Origin of the sequence: Aeromonas allosaccharophila, from assembly GCF_016026615.1 — a bacterium.
Classification (GTDB): Bacteria; Pseudomonadota; Gammaproteobacteria; order Enterobacterales; family Aeromonadaceae; genus Aeromonas; species Aeromonas allosaccharophila.
This window is the reverse complement of record NZ_CP065745.1, coordinates 2,192,308-2,217,760: the sequence shown is the minus strand read 5'-3', so window position 1 is coordinate 2,217,760 and position 25,453 is coordinate 2,192,308. Positions and strand designations below refer to the sequence as shown.

27 protein-coding genes are annotated in these 25,453 nt (G+C 56.9%); 25 read left to right on the top strand and 2 right to left on the bottom strand.

Features of this window, described 5'->3' with window-relative positions; translation table 11 throughout:
• Nucleotide 1 precedes the first annotated feature (1 nt).
• From I6G90_RS09850 to I6G90_RS09775, 16 genes are all read left to right on the top strand, one after another.
• Entirely contained in the window at nt 2-739 is a 738-nt protein-coding gene (locus I6G90_RS09850; protein WP_197931071.1) for a flagellar motor protein, read from the top strand.
• Nucleotides 740-741: 2 nt separating this feature from the next.
• Nucleotides 742-1,662, top strand: coding sequence for a flagellar motor protein MotB (locus I6G90_RS09845; protein WP_042658717.1), 921 nt, complete (start codon nt 742-744; stop codon nt 1,660-1,662).
• 4 nt (nt 1,663-1,666) lie between these two features.
• Nucleotides 1,667-2,461: a ParA family protein gene (locus I6G90_RS09840; protein WP_042060512.1), complete on the top strand. Its 795-nt coding sequence runs from the start codon at nt 1,667-1,669 to the stop codon at nt 2,459-2,461.
• Nucleotides 2,458-3,330, top strand: coding sequence for a chemotaxis protein CheW (locus tag I6G90_RS09835; protein WP_197931070.1), 873 nt, complete (start codon nt 2,458-2,460; stop codon nt 3,328-3,330). Before I6G90_RS09840 ends, I6G90_RS09835 begins: the two co-directional genes overlap by 4 nt.
• A 69-nt stretch (nt 3,331-3,399) precedes the next feature.
• Nucleotides 3,400-3,888: a chemotaxis protein CheW gene (locus I6G90_RS09830; RefSeq protein ID WP_005298836.1), complete on the top strand. Its 489-nt coding sequence runs from the start codon at nt 3,400-3,402 to the stop codon at nt 3,886-3,888.
• Nucleotides 3,889-3,916: 28 nt separating this feature from the next.
• A complete protein-coding gene (locus I6G90_RS09825) occupies nt 3,917-4,294 on the top strand; it encodes a DUF2802 domain-containing protein (protein WP_042011720.1) in 378 nt (125 codons plus the stop codon).
• Nucleotides 4,295-4,492: 198 nt separating this feature from the next.
• On the top strand, nt 4,493-5,137 hold the full coding sequence (gene ccmA / locus I6G90_RS09820) for a cytochrome c biogenesis heme-transporting ATPase CcmA (protein ID WP_197931069.1): 645 nt from the start codon (nt 4,493-4,495) through the stop codon (nt 5,135-5,137).
• A 4-nt stretch (nt 5,138-5,141) separates the two neighbouring features.
• Complete coding sequence (gene ccmB / locus I6G90_RS09815; RefSeq protein ID WP_005353658.1) at nt 5,142-5,810, top strand: heme exporter protein CcmB; 669 nt, start codon at nt 5,142-5,144, stop codon at nt 5,808-5,810.
• Between the two features lie 170 nt (nt 5,811-5,980).
• A complete protein-coding gene (locus tag I6G90_RS09810; RefSeq protein WP_005334687.1) occupies nt 5,981-6,721 on the top strand; it encodes a heme ABC transporter permease in 741 nt (246 codons plus the stop codon).
• 2 nt (nt 6,722-6,723) lie between these two features.
• The gene (gene ccmD / locus I6G90_RS09805) at nt 6,724-6,930 is read left to right on the top strand and encodes a heme exporter protein CcmD (protein WP_197931068.1); all 207 of its coding nucleotides are present in this window, start codon (nt 6,724-6,726) and stop codon (nt 6,928-6,930) included.
• Complete coding sequence (gene ccmE / locus I6G90_RS09800; RefSeq protein WP_042658721.1) at nt 6,927-7,418, top strand: cytochrome c maturation protein CcmE; 492 nt, start codon at nt 6,927-6,929, stop codon at nt 7,416-7,418. Before ccmD ends, ccmE begins: the two co-directional genes overlap by 4 nt.
• 82 nt (nt 7,419-7,500) lie before the next feature.
• Nucleotides 7,501-9,456: a heme lyase CcmF/NrfE family subunit gene (locus I6G90_RS09795; protein ID WP_197931067.1), complete on the top strand. Its 1,956-nt coding sequence runs from the start codon at nt 7,501-7,503 to the stop codon at nt 9,454-9,456.
• Nucleotides 9,453-9,983 carry a DsbE family thiol:disulfide interchange protein gene (locus I6G90_RS09790; protein WP_197931066.1) on the top strand — a complete coding sequence of 177 codons (531 nt, stop codon included), beginning with the start codon at nt 9,453-9,455 and terminating at the stop codon, nt 9,981-9,983. Before I6G90_RS09795 ends, I6G90_RS09790 begins: the two co-directional genes overlap by 4 nt.
• An 11-nt stretch (nt 9,984-9,994) precedes the next feature.
• Nucleotides 9,995-10,474 (top strand): cytochrome c-type biogenesis protein, encoded by a 480-nt coding sequence (locus I6G90_RS09785; RefSeq protein WP_197931065.1) that lies wholly within the window; start codon nt 9,995-9,997, stop codon nt 10,472-10,474.
• Complete coding sequence (gene ccmI, locus I6G90_RS09780) at nt 10,471-11,739, top strand: c-type cytochrome biogenesis protein CcmI (RefSeq protein WP_197931063.1); 1,269 nt, start codon at nt 10,471-10,473, stop codon at nt 11,737-11,739. Before I6G90_RS09785 ends, ccmI begins: the two co-directional genes overlap by 4 nt.
• Before the next feature lie 85 nt (nt 11,740-11,824).
• Nucleotides 11,825-12,637, top strand: coding sequence for an MlaA family lipoprotein (locus I6G90_RS09775; RefSeq protein ID WP_058052855.1), 813 nt, complete (start codon nt 11,825-11,827; stop codon nt 12,635-12,637).
• Nucleotides 12,638-12,750: 113 nt separating this feature from the next.
• Here I6G90_RS09775 and sodB read toward each other — a convergent pair whose 3' ends face one another.
• Entirely contained in the window at nt 12,751-13,335 is a 585-nt protein-coding gene (sodB, locus tag I6G90_RS09770) for a superoxide dismutase [Fe] (protein WP_075111992.1), read from the bottom strand.
• Nucleotides 13,336-13,623: 288 nt separating this feature from the next.
• On the opposite strand from sodB, the gene I6G90_RS09765 reads away from it, so the two are divergent.
• The 6 genes from I6G90_RS09765 (at nt 13,624) to I6G90_RS09740 (ending at nt 20,921) form a co-directional block, all read left to right on the top strand.
• Nucleotides 13,624-13,968: a Grx4 family monothiol glutaredoxin gene (locus I6G90_RS09765; protein WP_042658726.1), complete on the top strand. Its 345-nt coding sequence runs from the start codon at nt 13,624-13,626 to the stop codon at nt 13,966-13,968.
• A 384-nt stretch (nt 13,969-14,352) separates the two neighbouring features.
• Nucleotides 14,353-15,357 carry a bifunctional threonine ammonia-lyase/L-serine ammonia-lyase TdcB gene (gene tdcB / locus I6G90_RS09760; protein WP_042656214.1) on the top strand — a complete coding sequence of 335 codons (1,005 nt, stop codon included), beginning with the start codon at nt 14,353-14,355 and terminating at the stop codon, nt 15,355-15,357.
• Between the two features lie 11 nt (nt 15,358-15,368).
• A complete protein-coding gene (gene tdcC / locus I6G90_RS09755; protein WP_197931061.1) occupies nt 15,369-16,703 on the top strand; it encodes a threonine/serine transporter TdcC in 1,335 nt (444 codons plus the stop codon).
• 204 nt (nt 16,704-16,907) lie between these two features.
• A complete protein-coding gene (tdcD, locus tag I6G90_RS09750) occupies nt 16,908-18,116 on the top strand; it encodes a propionate kinase (protein ID WP_197931060.1) in 1,209 nt (402 codons plus the stop codon).
• 44 nt (nt 18,117-18,160) lie between these two features.
• Nucleotides 18,161-20,455, top strand: coding sequence for a formate C-acetyltransferase (pflB, locus tag I6G90_RS09745; RefSeq protein ID WP_197931059.1), 2,295 nt, complete (start codon nt 18,161-18,163; stop codon nt 20,453-20,455).
• Nucleotides 20,456-20,525: 70 nt separating this feature from the next.
• The gene (locus I6G90_RS09740; RefSeq protein ID WP_197931057.1) at nt 20,526-20,921 is read left to right on the top strand and encodes a RidA family protein; all 396 of its coding nucleotides are present in this window, start codon (nt 20,526-20,528) and stop codon (nt 20,919-20,921) included.
• Nucleotides 20,922-21,001: 80 nt separating this feature from the next.
• Here I6G90_RS09740 and I6G90_RS09735 read toward each other — a convergent pair whose 3' ends face one another.
• Nucleotides 21,002-22,213, bottom strand: coding sequence for an RsmB/NOP family class I SAM-dependent RNA methyltransferase (locus I6G90_RS09735; protein ID WP_058052860.1), 1,212 nt, complete (start codon nt 22,211-22,213; stop codon nt 21,002-21,004).
• Between the two features lie 314 nt (nt 22,214-22,527).
• Here I6G90_RS09735 and pdxH point away from each other — a divergent pair, with 314 nt between their 5' ends.
• The 3 genes from pdxH to I6G90_RS09720 are packed head-to-tail and all read left to right on the top strand — an operon-like array spanning nt 22,528 to nt 25,448.
• Entirely contained in the window at nt 22,528-23,166 is a 639-nt protein-coding gene (gene pdxH / locus I6G90_RS09730; RefSeq protein WP_058052865.1) for a pyridoxamine 5'-phosphate oxidase, read from the top strand.
• A gap of 36 nt (nt 23,167-23,202) precedes the next feature.
• Nucleotides 23,203-23,817, top strand: coding sequence for a glutathione S-transferase family protein (locus tag I6G90_RS09725; RefSeq protein WP_058052866.1), 615 nt, complete (start codon nt 23,203-23,205; stop codon nt 23,815-23,817).
• Nucleotides 23,817-25,448 carry a GNAT family N-acetyltransferase gene (locus tag I6G90_RS09720; RefSeq protein WP_197931055.1) on the top strand — a complete coding sequence of 544 codons (1,632 nt, stop codon included), beginning with the start codon at nt 23,817-23,819 and terminating at the stop codon, nt 25,446-25,448. The genes I6G90_RS09725 and I6G90_RS09720 overlap by 1 nt, the downstream gene beginning before the upstream one ends.
• Nucleotides 25,449-25,453 lie beyond the last annotated feature (5 nt).

Below are 25,453 nucleotides of genomic sequence, written 5' to 3'. Positions count from 1 at the left end.
CATGGGCTTGCTCGGTCTGCTCCTGGCATTGGGGGCTATTGCTATTGCCCAGCTGTGGCATGGTGGCTCCCTGTTGACGCTGGTGGACGGGCCCGCATTTCTGATCGTGCTGGGCGGTACTGTCGGTGCCGTTACATTGCAGACTCCTGCCAAGTACATTCTGCTGGCGTTGCGCCAGTTGTTATGGATTTTTACCCCTCCCCGGCAAGATCTCTCGACGCAGGCTGAACGGTTGCAGTCGTGGGCCGTCTTTGCACGCCAGCAAGGGCTGCTGGCCCTTGAAAATCAGGCCGAGCAGGAGGAGGACAACTTTACCCGCCAAGGGCTTGGCATGATTGTCGATGGGGTATCCACAGAGGATATCCGTATGCTGCTGGAAGCGGACATCGATATCGAGCAGGAGCGCAATGAACATGCCGCCAAGGTCTTTGAAGCCATGGGGGGATACAGTCCGACCATCGGCATCATCGGTGCCGTGCTGGGCCTGATCCAGGCCATGTTTCATCTCGAAGATCCGTCAGCGCTGGGGGCGGGTATCGCAGTCGCATTTGTGGCAACCATCTATGGGGTGGGCTTTGCCAACCTCATTTATCTGCCGATCGCCAACCGATTGCGTGCATTTCACTATCATTACGCACTCTTTCAGGAGATGACCCTGGAAGGGCTACTGGCCATCGCCCATGGTGAAAATGGTGTGCAGGTTGAGCGTCGGCTCAGAGCCTATTTGAAAGGAGAGTAGCCATGCGCAAGCGCTATCGGTTGCACTTGCAGGGTCGCGAGCATCTTGACCGTTGGCTGGTCTCCTATGCCGATTATATGACGCTGATCTTTGCTCTGTTTGTGGTGCTCTACTCCGTTGCGCTGGTGAACAAGGACAAATACCGCGCGGTGATCGACGGCATGAGTCAGGCGTTCAGTGTCATGCAACCCGGGAGCCATGGTTTGCTTGAGGGGCAGGGCAATTCCCTGCTGGACAATGCGGTCTCTGCATCCCCCTCGTTGCTGGAAAGCCCTGCATCCCCCTCTCCTTCACTTGCACCCATTTCTGGTGTGCCAGTGCTGCAAGATGGCACGACACTTGCGAAACTCGATATGCAGTTGCAACAGAGCATGGGCTCGCTGGTGGATGCCGGTATCGTCAAATTGACGCAAGATGAGAACTGGCTGACGGTTGAACTCAGCTCCGGGTTGTTGTTTGGCAGCGGCAGCGCCTTTATGGGGCCAAATGCAGCACCGGTCATTAATACTCTTTCAAGTATTCTCAAACCGGTCGATAACTATGTAAGAGTTCGGGGTTATACCGATAACCAGCAGATAAATAATGAAATTTATCGTTCTAACTGGGCGCTTTCTGCAGCTCGGGCCGAGGCGGTACTCAATGGTTTGATCGCCGATGGTATTGCGCCCCAGCGTCTGGCGTTCGAGGCATATGGCGAGTTTTCCCCCTTTGCTGACAACGGCAGCGAGCAGGGCAGACTGCAGAATCGCAAGGTTGTGGTCGCTATCTCCAAATTTGCCTGGGTGCCGCCGGCGCCTGTGGTTGCAACGCCCACGGTGGTTGCCGAGCCGGTTCCTGCGGTACAGCAAGCGGTGGATGCAGGAGAGATAAAGGTGATCACCTTGCCCGGTGGTGGCATACGCATAACAACAAGGCAGGATTGATACAGTGATTGTTTGGACGGTTGCCAACCAGAAAGGTGGAGTGGGTAAAACCACCACAGTGGTCTCGCTTGCCGGGATCCTGGCCCAACGTGGCCAGCGGGTGCTGTTGATTGACACCGATCCCCATGCCTCGCTGACTGCATATCTTGATTTTGATTCCGATCGCCTCGATGGCACTCTCTATGAGCTGTTTCAGGCTGTCAAACCGACCGCCGAGCTTGTCAATAAACTGACGCTCAGAACCAAGTTTGAAAATATCCATTTGCTGCCTGCCTCAATTACCCTTGCGACCCTTGATCGGGTGATGGGCAATCGTGAGGGAATGGGATTGGTACTGAAGCGGGCACTGCTGCGTATTCAGGATCAATATGACTACGTGCTGATCGATTGCCCGCCAGTGCTGGGGGTGATGATGGTCAACGCGCTGGCTGCCTGCGATCGCATTCTGGTGCCTGTCCAGACCGAGTTTCTGGCCCTCAAGGGGTTGGAGCGGATGATGAAAACATTCGAGATCATGCAGCGTTCCAAGCGTGACAAGTTTCGTTATACCGTGATCCCGACCATGTTCGACAAGCGCACCCGTGCCTCTCTGATGACCTTGAAATCGATCAAGGATCAATACGGTGATTCGGTGTGGAATGCGGTGATTCCGATTGATACCAAGTTTCGGGATGCCAGCTTGCTGCATATCCCCCCGTCTATCTATTCTCCCGGGAGTCGCGGAACCTATGCATACGAAACGCTGCTCAACCATCTTGATGCCCTTGAGCGGCAACGGGTTCATGAGGTGACGCCATGAGAGATACTATTCAAGTCCGGGCGATGGATGACTATTTCCACTCCCTGCTGCTCGATGAGCCGCTGGTGCTGGATGAAGTGGAAGAGGTTCAATCTGCCCCGGTTCTGCAGTTGCAACGTCAGCCTCAGAGTGTCCCCGATGTGGTCGCTGCACCTTACCTCGAAAGTGATCCACGGCTTGCTCAGCTCGGTGAGTTGCTGGCTCAGGTAGGACAAGTCCAGTTTGAGAATGATGCTTTCACCCAGGAAGCAACACTCACCGTACCGCTGGAGATTGTCGCGGAAGAGTCACTGTTGCCGGTGGAGCCGGAATGGCCAGCTGAAGTGCTGGCTCCCGAAGTTGCAGAGCCTCATACCACTATCCTGACCGAGACGGCGCTGGAGGTTGCTCCGGTCGAGGCCAGTGAACCTGTTGCCTGGGAAAATATCGATACCGGCAAAGAGTTTCAGGCCCTCTTTTTTGAAGTCGCGGGCGTGACGTTTGCGGTGCCGTTGACCGAGCTTGGCGGGATTCACCAGTTGGGCGAGATCACCTCCCTGTTTGGCCAGCCGGGCTGGTACAAGGGGATCATGACCTCCCGCGAGCAGAAGATGAATGTAGTCGATACGGCCCAATGGGTCATGCCGGGTCAGCATCTCGAGATGGATGATTACAAGTATCTGATTATGTTGGGTGAATCCCCTTGGGGGCTGGCGTGTCATCACCTGAAAGGGACCGAATTGTTACACCGTGATCAGGTGAAGTGGCGTCATCAGGAGGGCAAGCGCCCCTGGTTGGCTGGCATGGTCAAAGAAAAAATGTGTGCCCTGTTACATGTTCGCGAACTGCTCCTGTTGCTGGAGCGTGGGGTGAACATAGAAGGTCGCTGATAACTTCTGCAATCGAGCTGTTTTATTGCTAGTTTTAGCAGTAGACGTTTTCATAAAAGGAATAAAAACATGACAGAAAAGCGCAATATTGCACAGAATCTGGCCGAAGATGAAGTGCTGCAATGGGTAACCTTCCAACTGGAAAACGAAACCTACGGCATCAATGTGATGCAGGTTCAGGAGGTGTTGCGCTACACCGAAATTGCACCGGTGCCGGGTGCGCCCGAGTACGTACTGGGGATCATCAACCTGCGCGGCAATGTGGTGACTGTCATCGATACCCGTTCCCGTTTTGGTCTGCCTTCCGGTGATGTGAGTGAAAACTCCCGCATTGTGATCATCGAGGCCGAGAAGCAGGTGATCGGCATCATGGTCGACAGCGTGGCAGAAGTGGTTTATCTACGTTCTTCCGAGATCGATGCGGCTCCTGCTGTCGGCACTGAAGAGAGCGCCAAGTTTATTCAGGGGGTCAGCAACCGTGATGGTCAGCTGCTGATCCTGGTTGACTTGAACAAGCTGCTCTCTGATGAAGAGTGGGAAGATATCGGTTCCCTCTGATAAGTAAGGTGATGTTTTGATAATCGAGATGGTTGCCTTGGGGTTGTCCCTGATTGCCTTGGTGTTTGCCTCTTATATCTGGTTCAAGAGCAAGCGCAGCAAGCAGGAGTCCGAGGCCAGTGTGGCAACGCTGCAAGGTCAGCTGGAAAGCTTGCGCAAGCAGATGATGGAGCTGCATACCGGTGCCATTGGCATGGGGCAGCGTCTGCAGTCGGTGGAAGGGGCGATGCAGCAGGTCAATGATCGCCAGCAAGAGCTGACCCTGCAGGATCCCGAGCGCAGGCTCTACAGCCGAGCGGCCAAGATGGTCGAACTGGGCGCCGATCTTGATGAAGTCATGAGTGAGTGCGAGTTGCCAAAGGCAGAGGCCGAGCTCTTGATATCGTTGCGAAAAGGTCGCTCTTGATGATTCAGGAAGGCAACTGCCTTCCTGAATTTTATGGCGCTTGGTCGCTTTCCCCCCAGCTGCGTTGAGCGGGTTGTTTCTACCGCATTTTCTTTGTGATCCCGGTCGCCAGTCAGTTCAATTGTTGCATCTTTGAAAAGACGTATTCCAATACTGTGTTAAGATGCAGACCGCTTCATTTTCTCTGAAAAAATCCCCATGCTGCTTCAAGTTAACAATCTGAGCTGCGTGCGCGAAGATCGCACTCTGTTTGAACACCTCTCTTTCTCTGTTGCGCCCGGCGATCTGGTGCAAATCGAAGGGCCCAACGGTGTCGGCAAGACCAGTTTGTTGCGGTTGTTGACCGGGCTGTCGCAGCCGTTTGCCGGTGAGGTGTGCTGGAATGGGGAGAATATTCGTCACTGTCGTGATGAGTATCATGCCAATCTGCTCTATCTCGGTCATCAGCCCGGTGTCAAAGCGGCGCTGACCCCTTTTGAAAACCTGAAGTTCTACCAGCAGTTGCATCACCCGCAGCAAACAGAGACTGACTTGTGGCAGATATTGGCCCGGGTAGGGCTGGCTGGTTTTGAGGAGAACCCGACCGGGCAACTCTCTGCCGGTCAGCAACGCCGGGTGGCCCTGGCCAGACTCTGGCTGTCACAAAAACCGGCGATCTGGATCCTCGATGAGCCCTTTACGGCCATCGACAAGCAGGGGGTCAAGGTGCTCGAGCAGCTCTTTCTGGCCCACGCCGAACGGGGCGGCATGGTGATCCTCACCACCCATCAGGATCTGACCCTGATGCAGGGACGGCTGAAGAGTATCTCGTTGACCCCCTTCGCCTCGACATTGCAGGAGTAACGCCATGTTGCGCGCTGTTATGCACCTTATTCATCGTGAACTGCTGATGGCCCTGCGCCAGCGTTCCGATATTCTCAATCCGCTCTGGTTTTTCCTCATTGTCATCACCCTGTTTCCGCTAGGGATTGGCCCGGAGCCCAAGCTGCTGGCCCGTATTGCCCCGGGGATTATCTGGGTGGCGGCGCTATTGGCGGCCATGTTGTCGCTGGAGAGGCTGTTTCGCGACGACTTTGCCGATGGCGCGCTGGAGCAGATGATGCTGATGCCGCACCCGCTGGGCTTGCTGGCGCTGGCGAAAGTGGTTGCTCACTGGCTGCTGACCGGCTTGCCGCTGCTGCTGATCTCTCCCTTGCTGGCGATTTTGCTGTCGCTGGATATGAACACCTATCTGGCCGTCGTCGCGACGCTGGCACTTGGCACTCCTGTATTGAGCCTGCTCGGCGCGGTCGGGGTCGCGTTGACGGTGGGACTGCGCAAAGGCGGGGTATTGCTCAGTCTGCTGATCCTGCCGCTCTATATTCCGGTACTGATTTTTGCCACCTCCGCCATCGATGCCGCGGGGATGAGCTTGCCCTATGGCGGGCAGCTTGCCATTCTGGCCGCCATGCTGGTGGGGGCTTTGACGCTGACGCCGCTGGCTGTGTCGGCGGCGTTGCGGGTCAGCCTCAACTGATGGCCGTGAGCTGAACTAAATTTGGCTCCGAACGGAGTCTTTTTGCAAAAAATAATGTTGCGATGGATCAAGGAGAGCGCCGCTTATTGCTTTCGGGGTATTTGATGCTGCCCCGTGGTCGGTATGGTAGGCCTCGCCAAACGATTAATAACAAAAAGGTTTTGTGAGCTATGTGGAAATGGTTGCACCCTTATGCCAAACCGGAGCGGGCCTATCAGCTGGCAGGCACGCTGTTGCCCTGGTTTGCGGTGATTAGTCTGCTCTCGTTTGTGATCGGTACTGTCTGGGGTCTCGCGTTTGCGCCGGCGGATTACCAGCAGGGGGATTCGTTCCGGATCATCTATATTCACGTGCCTTCCGCCATCCTCTCCATGGGGGCCTACTCCACCATGGCGGTAGCTGCCTTTATCGGCCTGGTGTGGCAACTGCGGATGGCGGACATGACGGTTGCAGCCATTGCACCGGTCGGCGCCGTCTTTACCTTTATCGCCCTCTTTACCGGTGCCGCCTGGGGCAAGCCGATGTGGGGAACCTGGTGGGTGTGGGATGCACGGCTCACCTCCGAGCTGATCCTGCTGTTTCTCTACCTTGGCGTGATTGCCCTCTACAACGCCTTCAGCGACAAGGTGGTTGCTGGCCGTGCTGCCGGCATTCTGGCGCTGGTGGGGGTGATCAACCTGCCCATCATTCACTACTCGGTGGAGTGGTGGAATACCCTGCATCAGGGGGCTACCATCACCAAATTTGACAAACCCTCCATTTCACCCGAGATGCTCTGGCCGCTGCTGATCATGATCCTGGCGTTTGCCGCGTTTCTCGGGGCCCTGACCCTGATGCGTTTTCGCAATGAACTCCTGATGCGGGAGTGGCATCGTCCCTGGGTCAAAGAGATTGCAGAGCAGGAGAAGTAAGCATGCACTTTGCCTCTTTCAGTGATTTTATGGCGATGGGCGGTTACGCCTTCTATGTCTGGCTCTCTTTTGGCCTGACGCTGGTGTGCCTGCTCGCCATCATCATTTCTACCCGCATGAAAACCCGCAGCCTGCTCGGCGAGTTGCGCAGCAAACAGGCGCGTGAGGCCCGTCGCAAGGCGGCCCAGCAGATGGAGAACACCCTATGAACCCGAGACGCAAAAAACGCCTCACCATCATTCTGGCCATCACCCTGGGTCTGGCGACCGTCAGCGGGCTGGTGCTCTATGCCCTCAGTCAGAATATCGACCTCTTCTATACCCCGAGCGAGCTGGTGGAGGGCAAGGGCCCGGACAAGATCAAGCCGGAAGAGGGGCAGCGCCTGCGCATCGGTGGATTGGTGGTGCCGGGATCGGTGCAGCGGGATCCCCAGAGCCTCAAGGTGGCCTTCAAGCTGGTGGATAACGGCGGTCATCTGGTTACGGTCGAGTTTGACGGCATCCTGCCGGATCTGTTCCGTGAAGGGCAGGGGATTGTTGCCCAGGGGACCCTCAAGGATGCCACGACCGTAGAGGCGTTCGAGGTGCTGGCCAAGCACGATGAGAACTACATGCCGCCGGAAGTGGCCGATGCCACCAACGGCATGCACTTCAAGCCGGAGTACTCCGAGGCGCAGTTGAAGGGAGCCAAGCAGTGATCCCTGTGGTGGTTGCCTTTTTCGCTTTGCCTGCCGTGCGTGATGCGGCTGTTGTCACCGTTCAATTGAAAGGAATGCCTTCATGATCCCGGAATTAGGTCAGTTTGCGCTGATCCTGGCCTTTGCCACCGCCCTGCTGCTGGGCAGCTACCCGCTGCTTGGCGCCAGTTGGGGGCGTCTTGGCATGATGTCGGCGGCCCGTCCGCTCGCCTATGCCCAGTTCTTGTTGCTGCTGCTGTCGTTTCTCTGCCTGACCTGGGCCTTTATCGATAACGACTTCACCGTGCAATATGTGGCCACTAACTCCAACAGCCTGCTGCCGCTGGCCTATCGCATCTCGGCGGTGTGGGGTGCCCACGAAGGTTCCCTGCTGCTGTGGGTACTGACCCTGGGTGGCTGGACTGCGGCGGTGGCCATGTTTAGTCGCCGTCTGCCGCTCGATGCGGTGGCGCGGGTACTCGGCGTGTTGGGGTTGATCTCGGTCGGCTTCACCGCGTTCGTGCTGTTCACCTCCGATCCCTTCACCCGCACCTTGCCCTATTTTCCGGTCGATGGCCGTGACCTCAATCCACTGCTGCAGGATCCGGGTCTTATCTTCCATCCGCCGATGCTCTACATGGGTTATGTGGGCTTCTCGGTGGCGTTTGCCTTTGCCATTGCTTCGCTGATGACCGGACGTCTCGATGCGACCTGGGCTCGCTGGTCGCGCCCCTGGACCATGGCGGCCTGGGTATTCCTGACCCTGGGCATAGTGCTCGGCTCCTGGTGGGCCTACTACGAGCTCGGCTGGGGCGGTTGGTGGTTCTGGGATCCGGTAGAAAACGCCTCCTTCATGCCCTGGCTGGCGGGTACCGCTCTGCTGCACTCACTGGCGGTGAGCGAAAAGCGCGCCACCTTCAAGGCGTGGACCGTGCTGCTGGCCCTCTCAGCCTTCTCGCTGAGCCTGCTCGGTACCTTCCTGGTACGCTCCGGCGTGCTGGTGTCGGTGCATGCGTTTGCCTCCGATCCGACCCGCGGTCTGTTTATTCTCGGCTTCCTGCTGGCGGTGATCGGCTCATCCTTGCTGCTGTTTGCCTTCAAAGGCTCGCAGGTGAAGAGCCACGGCAAACACGAGCTGTGGAGCCGCGAGACCCTGCTGCTCTGCAACAACATCATGCTGGTTGCGGGTCTGCTGACCGTGCTGCTCGGCACCTTGCTGCCGCTGGTGCACAAGGAGCTGGGGCTGGGGAGCATCTCTATTGGTACTCCCTTCTTCAACCACATCTACAGCTGGCTGATCATTCCGTTTGCCCTGCTGCTGGGGGTTGGCCCGCTGTTTCGCTGGCGCCGCCAAGAGCTGGGCGAGCTCAAGAGCAAGGTCGTGATTGCGCTGATCCTGAGTCTGGCTGCAGCCTTGCTGTTGCCGCTGGCCTTTGCCGAAACCTTCAAGCCGTGGGCGGCGGTAGGGATTGGTCTGGGGGCCTGGATCATCGTCACCAGCGTGCAGGAGACCTGGGCGCGGGCGACCCACAAGCACAGCTTTGCAGTCGGTGTGCGCAAGCTGGGTAATAGCCACTGGGCCATGATCCTCGGCCATGTGGGGCTGGCAGTCAGCATCATAGGTATCGCCTGCACCCAGAACTACAGCATCGAGAAGGATCTGCGGATGCAGGCGGGTGATCGGGTGCACTTTGCCGATTACGAGTTCGTCTTTGCCGGGATCAAAGAGAAGAACGGCCCCAACTACGATGGCTTCAAGGGTGTGCTGGAAGTGCACAAGAATGGCAAGCAGGTCGCCCTGCTCAAGCCCGAGAAGCGGATGTACAAGGTGACCCGGATGCCGATGACCGAAGCGGCCATCGATGCCGGTATCACCCGTGATCTCTATGCGGCGCTGGGGGAACAGCTCGACAACGGAGCCTGGGCGGTGCGGATCTACTACAAGCCGTTCGTGCGCTGGATCTGGTTCGGCGGCGTCTTTATGGCCATCGGTGGCGTGCTGGCGATGCTCGACAAGCGTTACCGTTTCGGCCGTCGTGAGGAGGAGGCCAAGGCATGAACAAAAAGACCTGGTTGTTTTTAATCCCCTTTATCGTCTTTTTGCTGGGGGCTGTGTTCCTGTTCAAGGGGCTCTACTCCGACCCCACCAAGCTTGAATCCGTGATGGTGGGCAAAGAGGTGCCGGTGTTCACCCTGCAGGACATTTACGATCTGAACAAACAGCACGATCGCACCATCCTGACCGGTCGCCCCATGCTGCTCAACGTCTGGGCCACCTGGTGCCCGACCTGCTATGGCGAGCACACCTACCTCAAACAACTGGCGGGGCAGGGTATTCCCATCATCGGCATGAACTACAAGGATGAGCGCGACAAGGCGATCAAATGGCTGGCAGAGTTGGGCAACCCCTATCAGGTTAACCTCTATGATCCGGACGGCATGCTGGGACTGGATCTCGGGGTATATGGCGCGCCGGAAACCTTCTTTATCGACAGCAAGGGGATCATCCGCTATCGCCATGTGGGGGATATCAACCCCGAGAACTGGGCGTCGACCCTCAAACCCATCTTTGATGCCATGAAGTGAGGGGAGTCCTGATGAGAGTATTTATTGCTTCCCTGCTGCTGTTGCTGGGATGGGTGGTGCAAGCGCCGGCCATGGCCGCTATCGATGTCTACACCTTCGATAACGACAATCAGGAGCAGGTCTTTCGCGAACTGACCAAGGAGCTGCGCTGCCCCAAGTGCCAGAACCAGGATATCGCCGACTCCAATGCGGGGCTGGCCAAGGACTTGCGCGACAAGACCTACCAGATGGTGCGCGAGGGCAAGGATAAAGAGGAGATCGTGGATTACATGGTGGCCCGCTACGGCAACTTTATCCTCTATAACCCGCCTCTGATGGCCTCCACCCTGATCCTCTGGCTCGGCCCGCTGCTGGTGATCCTGATCGGTGGCGCCGTGGTCGTGATGCGCAGCCGCCGGACTCCTGCGGTGAAAAAACAACTGGATAACGCCCTGAGCGAGGAGGAGCAGCGCCGACTGGCCGAGCTGCTCAAAGAGGAAGAGAAACAATGACCGCTTTTTGGATAGTGATTGCGGGTTTGCTGGTGCTGGTGAGTCTGGCGCTCGTCGTGCCGCTGTGGCGTGGTGAAGGCAAACAGAGCATCAGTCGCTCGGCGCTCAACAAACAGCTCTATCGCCAGCGGCTGCTGGAGATTGGTGAAGAGCGTGATCAGGGTGTCTTGGCCGAGGAGTCCGATTCGCTGGTCGAGCTGCAACGAAGCCTCTTGGATGATATCCCTGATGTGGAGCAGACCGCCCGCAGTGGCAAGAGTCTGATCTGGATCCCGGGAGTCCTGGTGCTGGTGGTGGTGAGCCTGGGGCTCTACTACAAGTTGGGCTCCTGGCAAGAGGTGAGTCGCTGGCAAGATGCCAGCAGCCGTCTTGGCGAGTTGAGCAACCGCATTTTGGTGGAGCGGGATGCCCAGGTGACCGAGCAGGATCTGCTGGATTTCACGCTGGCACTGCGTACCCGCCTCAAGGATGAACCGAATGACTACCGCGGCTGGCTGCTGCTGGGGCGCTTGGCGCTGGATGGCAATGATCCTGAAATGGCCAGCGAGGCGCTGGAGCGGGCCTACACACTTGCTCCCCAGAAATCGCTGGTGGCGGTGCCCTACGCGCAGGCGCTGATGATGACGGGGGATGAGGCGCAAGCGGATGCCCTGTTGCAGGCTGCTATCGCTCAGGATCCGGACAATATCGAAGCGCGCTCCGTCTATGCCTTTATGGCGCTGCAAAAAGAGGACTTCCAGACCGCGCTGGATCGCTGGCAGGCGATGTTGCCACTGATGGAGAAAGGTACCCCCCGTTACGTGATGGTCGAGCGCTCCATGGAGTATGCCCGTGCGCAGCTCAAGCAGCGCGGCATCGAGGTGACGAATTCAGGCGCAGTCAAAGCGGGCGCAATTGAAGAGCAACCGCTCGCGGTGAAAGAGGGGGAATTCCCCATCCATATCACGTTGGCGGCGGGCATTCAGCTGCCGGAAGATGCCCATCTCTTTGTCTTTGCCGTGGTGCCCAACGGGCCGCCCATGCCCATCGCCGTGAAGCGTATCGCAGGGCCAACCCTGCCTGTTACCCTGTCACTCGGGGATGGCGATGCCATGATGGAAGGCAGCAAGCTGGCGGCCTATCCGGAGCTGCAGTTCAAGGCGCGTCTCTCGCGCGGTGGCAATGTGATGAACAAGGAAGGAGCCTTCGAAGGAGTATCCGTGCCGGTCAAGACGGCCGAGATCCCTGCTGCTCCGATTGACATCCGCATCGATCACGCCCTCTAATATGCCTTTGGATAACCCGGCCCCTGGATGGGGGCCGGGTTATCTATACTTCTGATAAATCAAAATAAAACGTCAGGACAATCATATGTATCTTCGTTCAGGGGCCATACTGGCAGCCCTCTTGCTGGCTGGCTGTGCCGGGGGCCCGCCCAAGCCTGGCCCAGAGAGCCTGGATCTCAATCCCGGCATGAATAATCCGGGGGCCACCAGTACGGCGGCCGATCCGCGCGACCCCTTCCAGGGGGCCAACCGGGCCATGTGGGCGGTCAACTATGATGTGCTGGAGCCCTATGTGGCACGTCCTGTGGTACATGGCTATGCCCGTTATGTGCCAGTGGGTGTGAAGGATGGCATAGCCAACTTTGTAGCCAACTTTGATGAACCGAGCAGCATGGTGAACCATCTGATCACCGGTGATTTGAAAGGGGCAGGCACCAACCTGGGACGTTTTACTCTCAACAGCACGGTCGGTCTGCTGGGTATCTTCGATGTGGCCAAACATGCCGGCCTCGAGCGCAACAAGCTGGAGATGGATACCGTGCTGGGCAGGGCCGATATCGGTGACGGTGCCTACATCATGGTGCCTGTTTACGGCCCGACCACCACCCGGGAGCTGGTTGGCGATACCATTGATACCATCTATTTCCCCTATGCCTTGCTGACAATCCCGCTAAGGGTTACCCATTGGGTGCTGGATGGCTTGGGCACACGCGCCAAGCTGATCGATCAGGAGCGGATCATCGACAACTCCCTTGACCCCTATGCGCTGACCAAGGACTTTTATCTGCAGTACAGCCAGGGCAAGGTGACGGGCAAGCAGACCGAGCTGAAAGCGTCTCAGCAAGAGCAGGCCGACGATGCCAATCTGGATGAATATATGGACGAGTTGGACCAGTAAACGGGCCATCCCGATATGTGACAAGGCGCCTGCGGGCGCCTTACTCATTTCCGCAGCCATCTAGATATAAAAAAACGCCCCGCAGTGCGGGGCGTTTTGGCAAGCGAGGCTGATTAGGCAGCCAGGTTCTTGGCCACGAATTCCCAGTTCACCAAGGTCCAGAAGGTTTCCATGTACTTCGGACGCAGGTTGCGGAAATCGATGTAGTAGGCGTGCTCCCACAGGTCAACGGTCAGCAGCGGAGTGGTACCGGCTTCAGTCAGCGGGCAACCGGCGTTGGAGGTGTTGACGATGGCCAGAGAGCCGTCAGCCTTCTTCACCAGCCAAGTCCAGCTGGAACCGAAGTTGCCGATGGCAGATTTGGTGAAGGCATCTTTGAACTCGGCGAAGGAGCCGAATGCCTTGTTGATGGCATCAGCCAGTGCGCCAGTCGGCTCGCCACCGCCATTCGGGGAGAGGCAGTGCCAGTAGAAAGTGTGGTTCCAGATCTGGGCGGCGTTGTTGAAGATGCCGCCGTTGGAGGTCTTGATGATCTCTTCCAGAGACTTGCCTTCAAACTCGGTACCCGGCACCAGATTGTTCAGGTTGACCACGTAGGTGTTGTGGTGCTTGCCGTGGTGATATTCCAGAGTTTCCTGGGAGATGTGCGGTTCCAGAGCGTTGATTGCATAGGGCAGAGCGGGAAGTTCGAATGCCATTTTCTACTCTCCATTGGCTGGACCGTGCGAAGGCGACGGTTGCAAGACATTGCGTACTCTTTTCTATATGTGAAAAGAGTTGTTTTTAAAATGATGGGGCTGGGTAGCCCAAAGCCAAGGGATTGTAGCAGTATCAAAGATGGCCTAACAACTCTTGATTGGCGCCATGATCGCGATCAAGCCTGAGTGGGTTCTTTGCGCAATTCTAACCGGGTCACCCCTTTGTCAGTTTGTGCTCGGGCAAGATTGCAGTAGAATGGCCGCCGAAATCGCTCTAGTGAGGCACCTATGGAAACTATTGAAAAGATTAAGCAGCAGCTGGCTGACAACCCCATCATCATCTACATGAAGGGCTCCCCCAAGCTACCCAGCTGTGGCTTCTCTGCCCAGGCCTCCCAGGCTCTGATGTCCTGCGGCGAGCCGTTTGCATACGTTGATATCCTGCAAAATCCGGATATCCGCGCCGAATTGCCAAAATTCGCCAACTGGCCGACCTTCCCCCAGCTGTGGGTTGAGGGTGAGCTGATCGGCGGCTGTGACATCATGATCGAGATGTTCCAGGCTGGCGAGTTGCAGACCCTGATCAAGGAAACTGCCGCCAAGTACAAGCAGGATGACGCCGCCGCAGAATAAGCGGGTGTTCACATCGCTGAAAAGGGAGCCATCACGGCTCCCTTTTTTATTTGCCAACCCCCCGAGCTGTGCAAACATCGCGAGCAGGATATCTGTGCTCATAGGGACGGAAGGATAGAGCTATTTTTGCATTAATAAATCTAATCTTTAATGCTTTGTTTGGTAGTTGTTAATTATATAATTTCAGTATGATTGATTATATTTTCTAATCCATTGGGATTCGAGTGTTGCCGTTGTCACATTTTTTGATAATTTCACAATGAGCTAGTCTCTTTGCATGTTTTTTTGTGTTGATGCTCACATTAATTGCAGGTGATAAAACCTAGTATCGCTGCGCCTAGTGAAATAAAACCCTACAAATTAATAAATAAAAAGAGATTTGCGATGAAGATGTATAGCAATCTGCCCATTGGTCTTCATGATATTACTGAAGCCAAAAAAAGACTGACCAATCATATATACAAGACCGCGCAACTACCCTCAAATTACATCAGTGAACGTTGCCATGGCGAGGTTTACCTCAAGCTGGAAAACATGCAACGTACCGGATCGTTTAAAATCCGTGGTGCCTTCAACAAACTCAGTTCATTAAGTCTTGAAGACCGGCAAAAAGGTGTTGTCGCCTGCTCGGCCGGCAACCATGCTCAAGGTGTATCGCTCTCCAGTGCCATGCTTGGCATCGACGCCAAGGTGGTCATGCCCTGCTGCGCCCCCAAATCTAAAATTGCTGCAACCAGTGATTATTCAGCGGAAGTGATCCTCCACGGCAATAGCTTCAACGATACCATCGCCAAAGTCAGTGAAATAGTTGAAATGGAAGGTCGGGTATTTATTCCTCCCTTCGATGACGAAAAAGTGATTGCTGGCCAGGGAACGATTGGCCTGGAAATTATCGAAGATTTATATGATGTCGATAACATCATAGTGCCGATTGGTGGCGGTGGTTTGATTGCTGGCGTTGCCATGGCTATCAAATCCATCAATCCGACTATCAAGGTCATCGGTGTGCAATCCGAGAATGTGCACGGTATGGCGGCCTCTTTCTATGCCGGTACCATGACCAATCACAGAACCAGCAGCACGTTGGCAGATGGTTGTGATGTGGCAAGACCCGGTTCACTGACCTTCGAAATCGTCAAGCAATTGGTGGACGATATTGTGCTGGTTACCGAGGACGATATTCGTCACAGCATGGTCGACATGATCCAGCGCAATAAAATCATTACGGAAGGGGCGGGTGCACTTGCCTCTGCAGCGCTGCTCAGCGGCAAGCTGAAACATTATGTAGAAGGTAAAAAGACTGTCAGCATTATTTCTGGTGGCAACATCGATCTGACCCGAATTGCTGAAATTATCGAACAGAACAATATTCGTCAATTTAGCCTGTAAGGAATGCAGTCATGATATTAGACAGTGTTGCGACCAGTAATAGTAAAGAGAATACGCGTGCCTGGCGTAAATCTGATACCACTTGGGGGTTGGGTCTGTTCGGTACGGCAATTGGTGCCGGAGTACTATTTTTCCCGATCCGGGCAGGATATGGTGGCCTGATCCCGATATTGATTATGATGATATTGGCCTATCCCATCGCATTTTATTGTCACCGGGCTCTTGCCAGATTGTGCCTCTCCGGCAGCAACCCTTCCGCCAATATCACCGAAACTGTCGAAGAGCATTTTGGCAAGATGGGCGGTGTGGTGATTACCTTCCTCTATTTCTTTGCCATCTGCCCCCTGCTCTGGATATATGGGGTCACCATTACCAATACCTTTATGGCGTTCTGGGAACATCAACTGCAACTGGTTCCGCTCAATCGGGGTGTTGTTGCTCTTGGACTTCTGCTATTGATGGCCTTTGTGATCTACTTCGGTAAGGATCTGATGGTCAAGGTGATGAGTTATCTGGTGTTTCCCTTTATCGCCAGCCTGATCATCATCTCCCTGTCGCTGGTGCCTTACTGGAACAGTGCGGTATTTGACCAGGTCAATCTGAGTGAAATATCCATGTTTGGTCACGATGGTATTCTGGTTACCGTCTGGCTTGGCATCTCCATCATGGTCTTCTCCTTCAACTTCTCGCCGATTGTTTCCTCTTTCATCGTCTCCAAGCGGGAAGAGTATGAGCACGAGTTCGGTCGCGATTTTACCGAGAAGCGCTGCTCCAAAATCATCTCCGGTGCCAGCATGCTGATGGTTGCCGTGGTGATGTTTTTCGCCTTCAGCTGCCTGTTTACCCTGTCGCCGCAAAATATGGCGGAAGCCAAGGCCCAGAATATTCCGGTGCTCTCCTATCTGGCCAACCACTTCTCCTCGCTGGCTGGTAGCAAGTCTGCATTTGCCACCACCCTGGAGTATGCCGCTTCCATCATTGCGCTGGTTGCCATCTTCAAATCCTTCTTCGGCCACTATCTGGGGACGCTGGAAGGGTTGAACGGCCTGATCCTCCGCTTTGGATACCAGGGCGACAAGAGCAAGGTTTCCAGTAAAAAACTCAACATGGTCAGTATGTTGTTCATCATGGGCTCGACCTGGCTGGTCGCTTATGTGAACCCCAACATCCTCGACCTGATTGAGGCAATGGGGGCGCCGATCATCGCTTCCCTGCTCTGTCTGCTGCCGATGTATGCCGTCAACAAGACACCTGCGCTGGCCAAATATAAAGGCCAGGCCAGCAACGTGTTTGTCACCATCATCGGTGTGCTGACCATCCTGAATATTGTTTCCAAGCTGTTCTGAAAACCTTTTCTGCAAGTCACCAGCCATTCAGACCCTGACCCCTTGGCGGGGTCTGCATGGCGTAGTCAGAAGCGCGTAATAACCGGTTCTTGGTTGGCCCAATTATTTGGGCCTAGGGCAAGGCTATCCGTTATTTGGCCACCACGCAGTGGTAAATATGTTCTGACTGCAGTGACTCGACATCATAAATATCGAGGCGATGTAATGAAGTGTGATTCGTTGGTTCTGGTTATCAATTGCGGCTCTTCGTCGGTCAAATTCTCGGTACTGGATAGTAAAACCTGCGAGGTGGTGATCTCCGGCATGGCCGATGGTATCGAGACCGAACATCCCCAGCTGAAAATTGATAAAAACCCGGCCACTCCCTTGCCGGAAAACAACCATAGCTGCGCACTGGCGGCGATTGCAGAAGAGCTGAAACTGCGCGGTTTACTCGATGCCATCACCCTGGTGGGCCATCGCATTGCCCATGGCGGCAATGAGTTCAGCGAAGCGGCCATCATTGACGAGCGGGTACTGGCCAAAATCAGGCAGGTCTCGCCACTGGCCCCGCTGCACAACCACGCCAATTTGAGCGGTGTGATGGCTGCTCGTCAGCTATTTCCGACACAGCCCCAAATTGCGGTATTTGATACCGGCTTTCACCAGACCTTGAAGCCGGAAGCCTATATCTATGGGCTACCTTATCAATATTTGCAGGATTACGGTGTGCGCCGTTATGGCTTCCATGGCACCTCTCATCGCTATGTCGCCGAGCAGGCGGTCTCCTTCCTTGGGTTGAATGGCAAAGATGTCGGTCTGGTCATCGCTCATCTCGGTAATGGCGCCTCTATTTGCGCGGTGCAGGATGGCAAGAGCGTTGATACCTCGATGGGGATGACGCCGCTGGAGGGGCTGATTATGGGCAGTCGCAGCGGTGATATCGACTTTGGTGCGCTGGCCTATATCGCCAGCAAGACCGGGCAATCCATCGAGGATATCGAGCGGATATTGAATAAGCACTCCGGTTTGCTCGGTATTTCCGGCCTCTCCTCGGATATGCGCGTACTGGAGGCTGCTTATCACGAAGGGCACCCTGGGGCGAAACTGGCGATCCACGCCTTTGTCCACCGTATTGCCCGCCATATTGGCGGTCATGCCACCTCATTGCGCCGACTGGATGCCGTTATTTTCACCGGCGGTATTGGCGAGAACTCCACGTTTATCAGAAGACTGGTGTGCGAACGGCTGCAGGTATTTGGCATCGCCATGAGCGAGGCGTTGAATAAACAACCCAATGCCATGGGATGCCGGATTATTTCTGCACCTGCTTCGGCAATATTCGCCGCCGTCATTCCGACCAATGAAGAAAAAATGATTGCGCTGGATGCCATTCGCCTGGGTCAAGAGATCCGTCAGGCCGAGTGTGTCTGAATATTTCAACTGTAATGTCATGAATCGTGAACGAGGTTTATTGAATGAAAATTGATGTGCAATTGGAGCAGGATAGTTATATCCAGGCGTGGCAAGGTTTTGCCGGTGAAAACTGGAAACATGAAATCAATGTTCGTGATTTCATTCAGCAAAACTATACCCCGTATGAAGGCGATGAACAGTTTCTGGCCGATGCCACCGAGGCGACCACCACCTTGTGGAGCAAGGTGATGGATGGGATCCGCATCGAGAATGCGACCCACGCGCCGGTCGATTTTGATACCAATATTGCCACGACCATTACTGCCCACGGACCCGGTTATATCGAGCAGGGGTTGGAAAAGATCGTTGGTCTGCAAACAGATAAACCGCTGAAAAGAGCGCTGCACCCCTTTGGTGGTGTAAATATGATCAGAAGCTCTTTTGAGGCATATGGTCGGGAGATGGATCCTGAATTTGAATATACCTTCAGCGAATTGCGCAAAACCCATAATCAGGGGGTGTTCGATGTCTACTCTCCCGAGATGTTGCGCTGCCGGAAGTCGGGAATTTTGACCGGTTTGCCGGACGGTTATGGCCGTGGTCGCATTATCGGAGATTATCGTCGGATTGCACTCTATGGCATAGATTATCTTATCCGTGAGCGGGATCTGCAGTTCGCTGATCTGCAGCCGGCCCTCGAGCGTGGCGAGAATCTGGAGCAGGTGATCCGTCAGCGCGAGGAGCTGGCAGAGCACAAGCGGGCACTGGTGCAGATCAAGCAGATGGCGGCGAGCTACGGCTGTGATATTTCCGCCCCGGCCCGCACCGCCCAGCAGGCGGTGCAGTGGCTCTACTTTGCCTATCTGGCGGCGGTTAAGTCGCAAAATGGCGGGGCCATGTCCCTCGGTCGTACCGCCACCTTCCTCGACATCTATATCGAGCGGGATCTGAAGGCGGGGCTTATCAGCGAGCAGGATGCCCAGGAGCTGGTCGATCACTTCATCATGAAGATCCGCATGGTGCGCTTCCTGCGCACCCCCGAGTTTGACTCCCTCTTCTCCGGTGATCCCATTTGGGCCACCGAGGTGATCGGCGGCATGGGGCTGGATGGTCGCACGCTGGTGACCAGGAACTCTTTCCGTTACCTCCATACCCTCAAGACCATGGGGCCGGCACCCGAACCCAACCTCACCATCCTCTGGGCGGAAGGGTTGCCACGTGCCTTCAAGACCTATGCGGCCCGCGTCTCCATCGATACCTCATCCCTGCAGTATGAGAACGATGACCTGATGCGCACCGACTTCGAGAGCGATGACTACGCCATCGCCTGCTGCGTGAGCCCCATGGTGGTCGGCAAGCAGATGCAGTTCTTCGGCGCCCGCGCTAACCTCGCCAAAACCCTGCTCTATTGCATCAACGGTGGGGTGGACGAGAAGCTGAAGATCCAGGTTGGCCCGAAAGTGGCGCCCATCATGGACGAGGTGCTGGATTACGAGACCGTCATGGCCAGCCTCGACAGCTTTATGGATTGGCTGGCGGTGCAGTACATCAGCGCGCTCAACCTTATCCACTACATGCACGACAAGTACAGCTACGAGGCCTCGCTGATGGCGCTGCACGATCGCGACGTCTATCGCACCATGGCCTGCGGCATTGCCGGTCTGTCGGTGGCGGTCGATTCGCTGGCGGCCATCAAGTACGCCCGGGTCAAGCCGGTGCGCGATGCTGACGGGCTGGCGGTCGATTTCGTGATTGAGGGGGAGTATCCCCAGTACGGCAACAACGACGAGCGGGCCGACTCCATCGCTTGCGATCTGGTCGAGCGCTTCATGAAGAAGATCCAGGCACTGCCGACCTACCGCAATGCGGTGCCGACCCAGTCGATCCTGACCATCACCTCCAACGTGGTCTATGGCCAGAAGACCGGCAACACCCCGGATGGTCGCCGCGCCGGTGCGCCGTTTGCGCCGGGGGCCAACCCGATGCACGGTCGGGATCGCAAGGGGGCGGTTGCCTCGCTCGCCTCGGTGGCCAAGTTGCCGTTCAAATATGCCAAGGACGGGATCTCCTACACCTTCTCCATCGTGCCGGGGGCGCTCGGCAAGGAGCCCGCCAATCGTGAGAACAATCTGGTGGGGCTGATGGATGGCTACTTCCACCATGAGCGGGATGTAGAAGGGGGTCAGCACCTCAACGTCAACGTGATGAACCGCGAGATGCTGCTGGATGCCATCGAGAATCCGGACAAGTACCCCAGTCTGACCATCCGGGTCTCCGGTTATGCGGTGCGCTTCAACGCCCTGACCCGCGAGCAGCAGCAGGATGTCATCTCCAGAACCTTCACCAACATGATCTGATTGATGTGCCCGGAGTGAGCTGGTTTGCTCCGGGCTGACCACTTATATGAAATCAAGGAGAAAGCTAAAGATGCGACAGGTTATCAGTACCAAAGCGGCACCGGGTGCCATCGGCCCCTATGTGCAGGGCGTTACCTTAAGCAGCGTGACCGGCAACATGATCTACACCTCGGGCCAAATCCCGCTGGACCCGGTGAGTGGCGAGATCCCGGAGAGCATCGAGGCGCAGACCCTGCGTTCGTTGCAAAACGTTCAGGCGATTGTCGAGGCGGCAGGCGGCCAGGTGCGCAACATCATCAAGACCACGGTGTTTGTCTCGGATCTGAACGACTTTGCTGCGGTGAATCAGGTCTACAACGACTTTTTCACCAAGCACGATGCCATGTATCCGGCGCGCTCTTGCGTGGAAGTGGCCCGCTTGCCGAAGGATGTGAAGATCGAGATTGAGGCGATTGCTGCGCTGTAAGCCCATCGGGTGTGGGTCAGCAAGCCAAAACAAAGCGGCTGCCATAGGCAGCCGCTTTTTCTATCTGGTCATCTGGCAGATCAGGCGATCCGTTCGATACGAGCCATGTAGAAACCGTCGAAGCCGGTCTCGGACGGGCTTACGGTGTGATCGTCACGCAGACGGAAGTTCTCGTTGGCCGCGAGGAACTTGTCCACCTGCTGGCGGTTTTCCTGGGGCAGGATGGAACAGGTTGCATAGACCAGCAGACCGCCCACCTTCACCATCTGGCTGTAACGCTGCAGGATCTCTTCTTGCAGTGCGACCAGCACCGGCAGGCGCTCGGCGGTATCGCGCCACTTGGCATCCGGATTGCGCTTGAGGACGCCAAGACCGGAGCAGGGCACGTCCAGCAGTACGCGGTCGGCGCTCTCTTTGAGGCGCTTGACGGTCTTGCTGCTGGTGATGACCCGGGTCTCCACGTTGTGGGCACCGGCGCGACGGGCGCGCTGCTTGAGGTTCTCCAGCTTCCACTCTTCCACATCCATCGCCAGCAGACGGCCTTTGCCTTGCATCATGGCGGCGATGTGCAGGGTCTTGCCACCGGCACCGGCGCAGGCGTCGATAACGCGCATGCCCGGGGTCACTTCCAGCGCAGCAGCAACCAGCTGGGAGCCAGCGTCCTGCTGTTCGAAGCAACCATCGGCAAAGGCCTTGGTGCGGAACAGGGCGGCATCGGAGGTGACCTGCAGGGCAGTCTCCACACCGTCAACCGGAATGGTGGTGACCTGCTCTTTGGCCAGAATGGCTTGCAGCTCATCACGGGTGCACTTGAGGGTGTTGACCCGCAGGTAGCGCTTGGGCATCCAGGCCAGGGCGGCACGCTCGGCAGGCCAGGCTTCACCCAGCTGCTCGCTGCCCAGTTTCTCCAGCCAGCTCGGGCAACCATCCATCAATACCGGGTTCTTCTTCGCCTCGGTCAGACGGCGGCGGAATGCTTCTTCATTGAAGCGATCCAGGGTCGGGTTGTTGGGCTGGGCAATTTTGTGGAAGGCGTGCCAGCTGTGCAGCAGCGGCCAGACATTCTTCTCGGCCTGACGGACCTGGATGCCGGTCAGGAAGCAATAGAGGCTGAGACGGCGCAGCAGATCGCCGGTGACCAGGGCAATCCTTGCCTGTTCTTGCGGTTTGAGTTCGATGCCGGAGAAGTGACGGGCATAAGCGCGGTCGAGGGTGAGACCCTGACCGAGCACATCGTCAACAATGGCAACGACCAGATCCCCGAAACGGGGCAACAGTGGGGATTTGAGCATGAGATTAACCTTGGCCAGATAAAGATGAACCATCCGAGTAGCTGGGGATGATTCTAAAACAGATAAACCGGCGCAATGATAGGTGTAAGGGTCATGCGGTGCAAGGTGGATATATAAGGTGTGGTTGAGTGTGACTCTGTTTTTGACAGTGACTACGCCTGAAAATTGGCAAGAGCGATTGCCGAAGCGTTCTATGTTCATCGGTCGAATGCTCGGCTGCGTTATGGCTTGTCACTGGCAGACGGGCGGAGCACAATGCCTGCGTCACTCTCTTGATGGTCGTGGAACCATTATTTATTTGAAGGAAAATCAAGATGATGGATGTTGCTGATCTGCGCCGTGAATACTCCCGTGGCGGGCTGCACCGGGCCGACTTGCCGAGCGATCCGCTGGTGTTGTTCGAGAAGTGGTTGGCGCAGGCTTGTGAGGCCAAACTGACCGATCCCACCGCCATGGTGGTGGCGACCGTCGATGCCGAGGGTCAGCCCTGGCAGCGTACCGTGCTGCTCAAGCACTACGACGCCCAGGGGATGGTCTTTTACACCAACATGGGCAGCCGCAAAGCGCAGCAGCTGGAAGGCAACCCCCGTATCAGCCTGCTTTTCCCCTGGCACACGCTGGACAGACAGGTTCATGTGACTGGCCGGGTGGAGAAGATGAGCACCTTCGAGGTGATGAAGTATTTCCACAGCCGTCCCAAGGATAGCCAGATCGCCGCCTGGGTCTCCAAACAGTCGACCCGCATCTCGGCCCGTGGCGTGCTGGAGGCCAAGTTCCTCGAGCTCAAGCAGAAGTTTGCCAATGGCGAAGTGCCGCTGCCGAGCTTCTGGGGCGGCTTCCGGGTGGTGATCGAAACGGTGGAATTCTGGCAGGGTGGCGAACACCGGCTGCACGACCGTTTCTACTACACCCGCGAAGGGGATGGCTGGCATATCGAGCGTCTGGCCCCCTGATCGCGCTGTTCAAATTCGTTTTCACAAGGAGTGTGTATGCGTCTGTATGGTGATCTGCGTTCCGGCAACTGCTACAAGGTGTGGCTGCTGGCCCGCTGGCTGGATCTGCCCCTTGAGTGGGTAGCGGTGGATATTCAGGCGGGGGATATCCGTACCCCCGCGTTTTTGGCCATGAACCCCAACGGCAAGATCCCGGTGCTGGAGATGGGCCAAGGCGATGCGTTGGCGGAATCCAATGCCATCCTCTTCTATCTGGCGCAAGGCAGCGCCTTGTGGCCCACCGATCCGCGCCAGCAGGCCGAGGTGCTCAAATGGATGTTCTTCGAGCAGTACAGTCATGAGCCCTATATCGCGGTGGCCCGCTTTATCGTTCACTATCTTGGCCGCCCCGAGTCTCAGGAGGCGCGGCTCGACGGGCTGAAAGCCGGTGGCGAGAAGGCGCTGGCGGTAATGGAACAGCAGCTGAAACAGAGCCCCTACCTGTGCGGTGATGCGCCGACCATTGCCGATATCGCCCTTTATGCCTACACCCACGTGGCAGAGGAGGGGATCTTCTCCCTGCAGGGGTGGCCAGCTATCCGTAGCTGGATCGCCCGTATCGAAGCTCATCCCCGTCACCTGACGCTGCCTGCGGCCTGTCAGGCCAGCTGATGGAACTGCTGATCGAGGCGACTCTGTGGCAACCGCAGTGGACTGCGCTGTTGCGGCACTGGCAGCAGCGAGGCCATCGCTGGCAACTGCTGCTGGGCAAAGAGGCGGCGTCCGCCCTCGATCAAAGCGATGCTCCCTGGGCGAGTTGTCCCCCTGACGGGGTGCTCTGCCCGGGGGCCCTGCTGGCCGCCTGGCTCGATGGCGATCTGCTGGCGGATTTTCATGTCGATCCCAGCAGCCAGATCCTGATCAGCGCCTCCACCTCGCTGCTGACCCTCGCCAGGGAGCAGGGGCTGCTGACCCTTGGCCCGGTGGGGGCTGACCTGCCGCTCACCCCCGAGGCCGATTTGGGCGCCGTGCTCAATCGCCTGCTGGCGCGCCGCGTGACGGTGCCGACCCTGGTTGAGGGTCATCCGCTATCAGGTGTCGTGCTGCGACCACTGCAGGCCGCCGATGACCGCGAGATCGTGCGCTACTGCAACGACGAGGCGCTGGCCCGCTACACCCTCAATATTCCTCATCCCTATCCGCCGGAGGGGGCCCGCGACTGGCTGGCGCTCAGCTGGCGCAAGGCGGCGCTTGGTCTTGGCTGGAGCTGGGCCATCACCTTGCCAGAGGAGCAAGGGACTGCGCTGGTCGGGGTGATCTCCCTGCACTGGAATGGCGAGCTGGCCTGGTGGGTTGGCGTGCCCTGGCAGAATCGCGGTCTGGCCACCCGGGCCGCACGCTTGGTCAAGGGGTTCGCCTTTGACCAACTGCAACTGCCCGCGCTGACGGCTCGCCATATGCCAGATAATTTAGCCTCCGGCCGGGTGATGGCAAAACTGGGGATGCACTATCGCGGGCTGCGCCAGCTCAGCGGTCGTCAACCGTGCGAGGTGAGCTACTGGCGGCTGGATCGCGCCTTCTCCTTGCCCAATCCCTTGCCCGCAGACATTGCCCATTGGCTTGCTGATGAGCGGATCGCCGTGGTGATCCTGTGGGATCCCGCAATGAGCGATCGGCAGAGTGCCAACGGCAAGCTGGCCATCTCGCTTTTTGTGGATGAGACCGGAACGGGGGAGGAGCCCTGCTGTCCACCGCCTCCTGAGGGGGCGCTGGAGCAGCGCTGTTACCCCGTTGATCTGCTGGAGCAGGCCGAGCCGGAGCAGTTGTCCCATCTTGGTGGTGTGTTGCTGAAAGACAGGGACGAACAGGGGCTGGCATGGCTGCTGCAACTGGCTGCGCTGCAGCGCCAGGGGCCCGATCTGCTTAGCCGCGAGGAGCGCGCATCACGGCTCCACTGGTTCAACCAATTGATGGCGCAGGCGCTGGAGGAACAGGGTGACTCGCCGCAGATACGTTATCAGCAGTTACGGCTGCTTGTGGAGCTGCCGGAGCTGGTCGACGAGCTGGATGGCTGCTGGCATCAAGCGCGCGAATTGACCTTCGCGCGGTTGGCGAAGGAGGTTCCCGCCCTCTGGCTGGCCTACTGCGAGGCGATGAACCGGGTCACCCCGGCTACGCTGTCAGCCTTGCAGCAGCAGTTTGCAGCTCGTTTTCCTGAGTGCACCCTCCCATTTTTGGACAAAGGTACTCAGAGTGACCAGCCGTTATGTGGAATAATGCCTGCTCTGCTGTACGAGGAGTAATACCA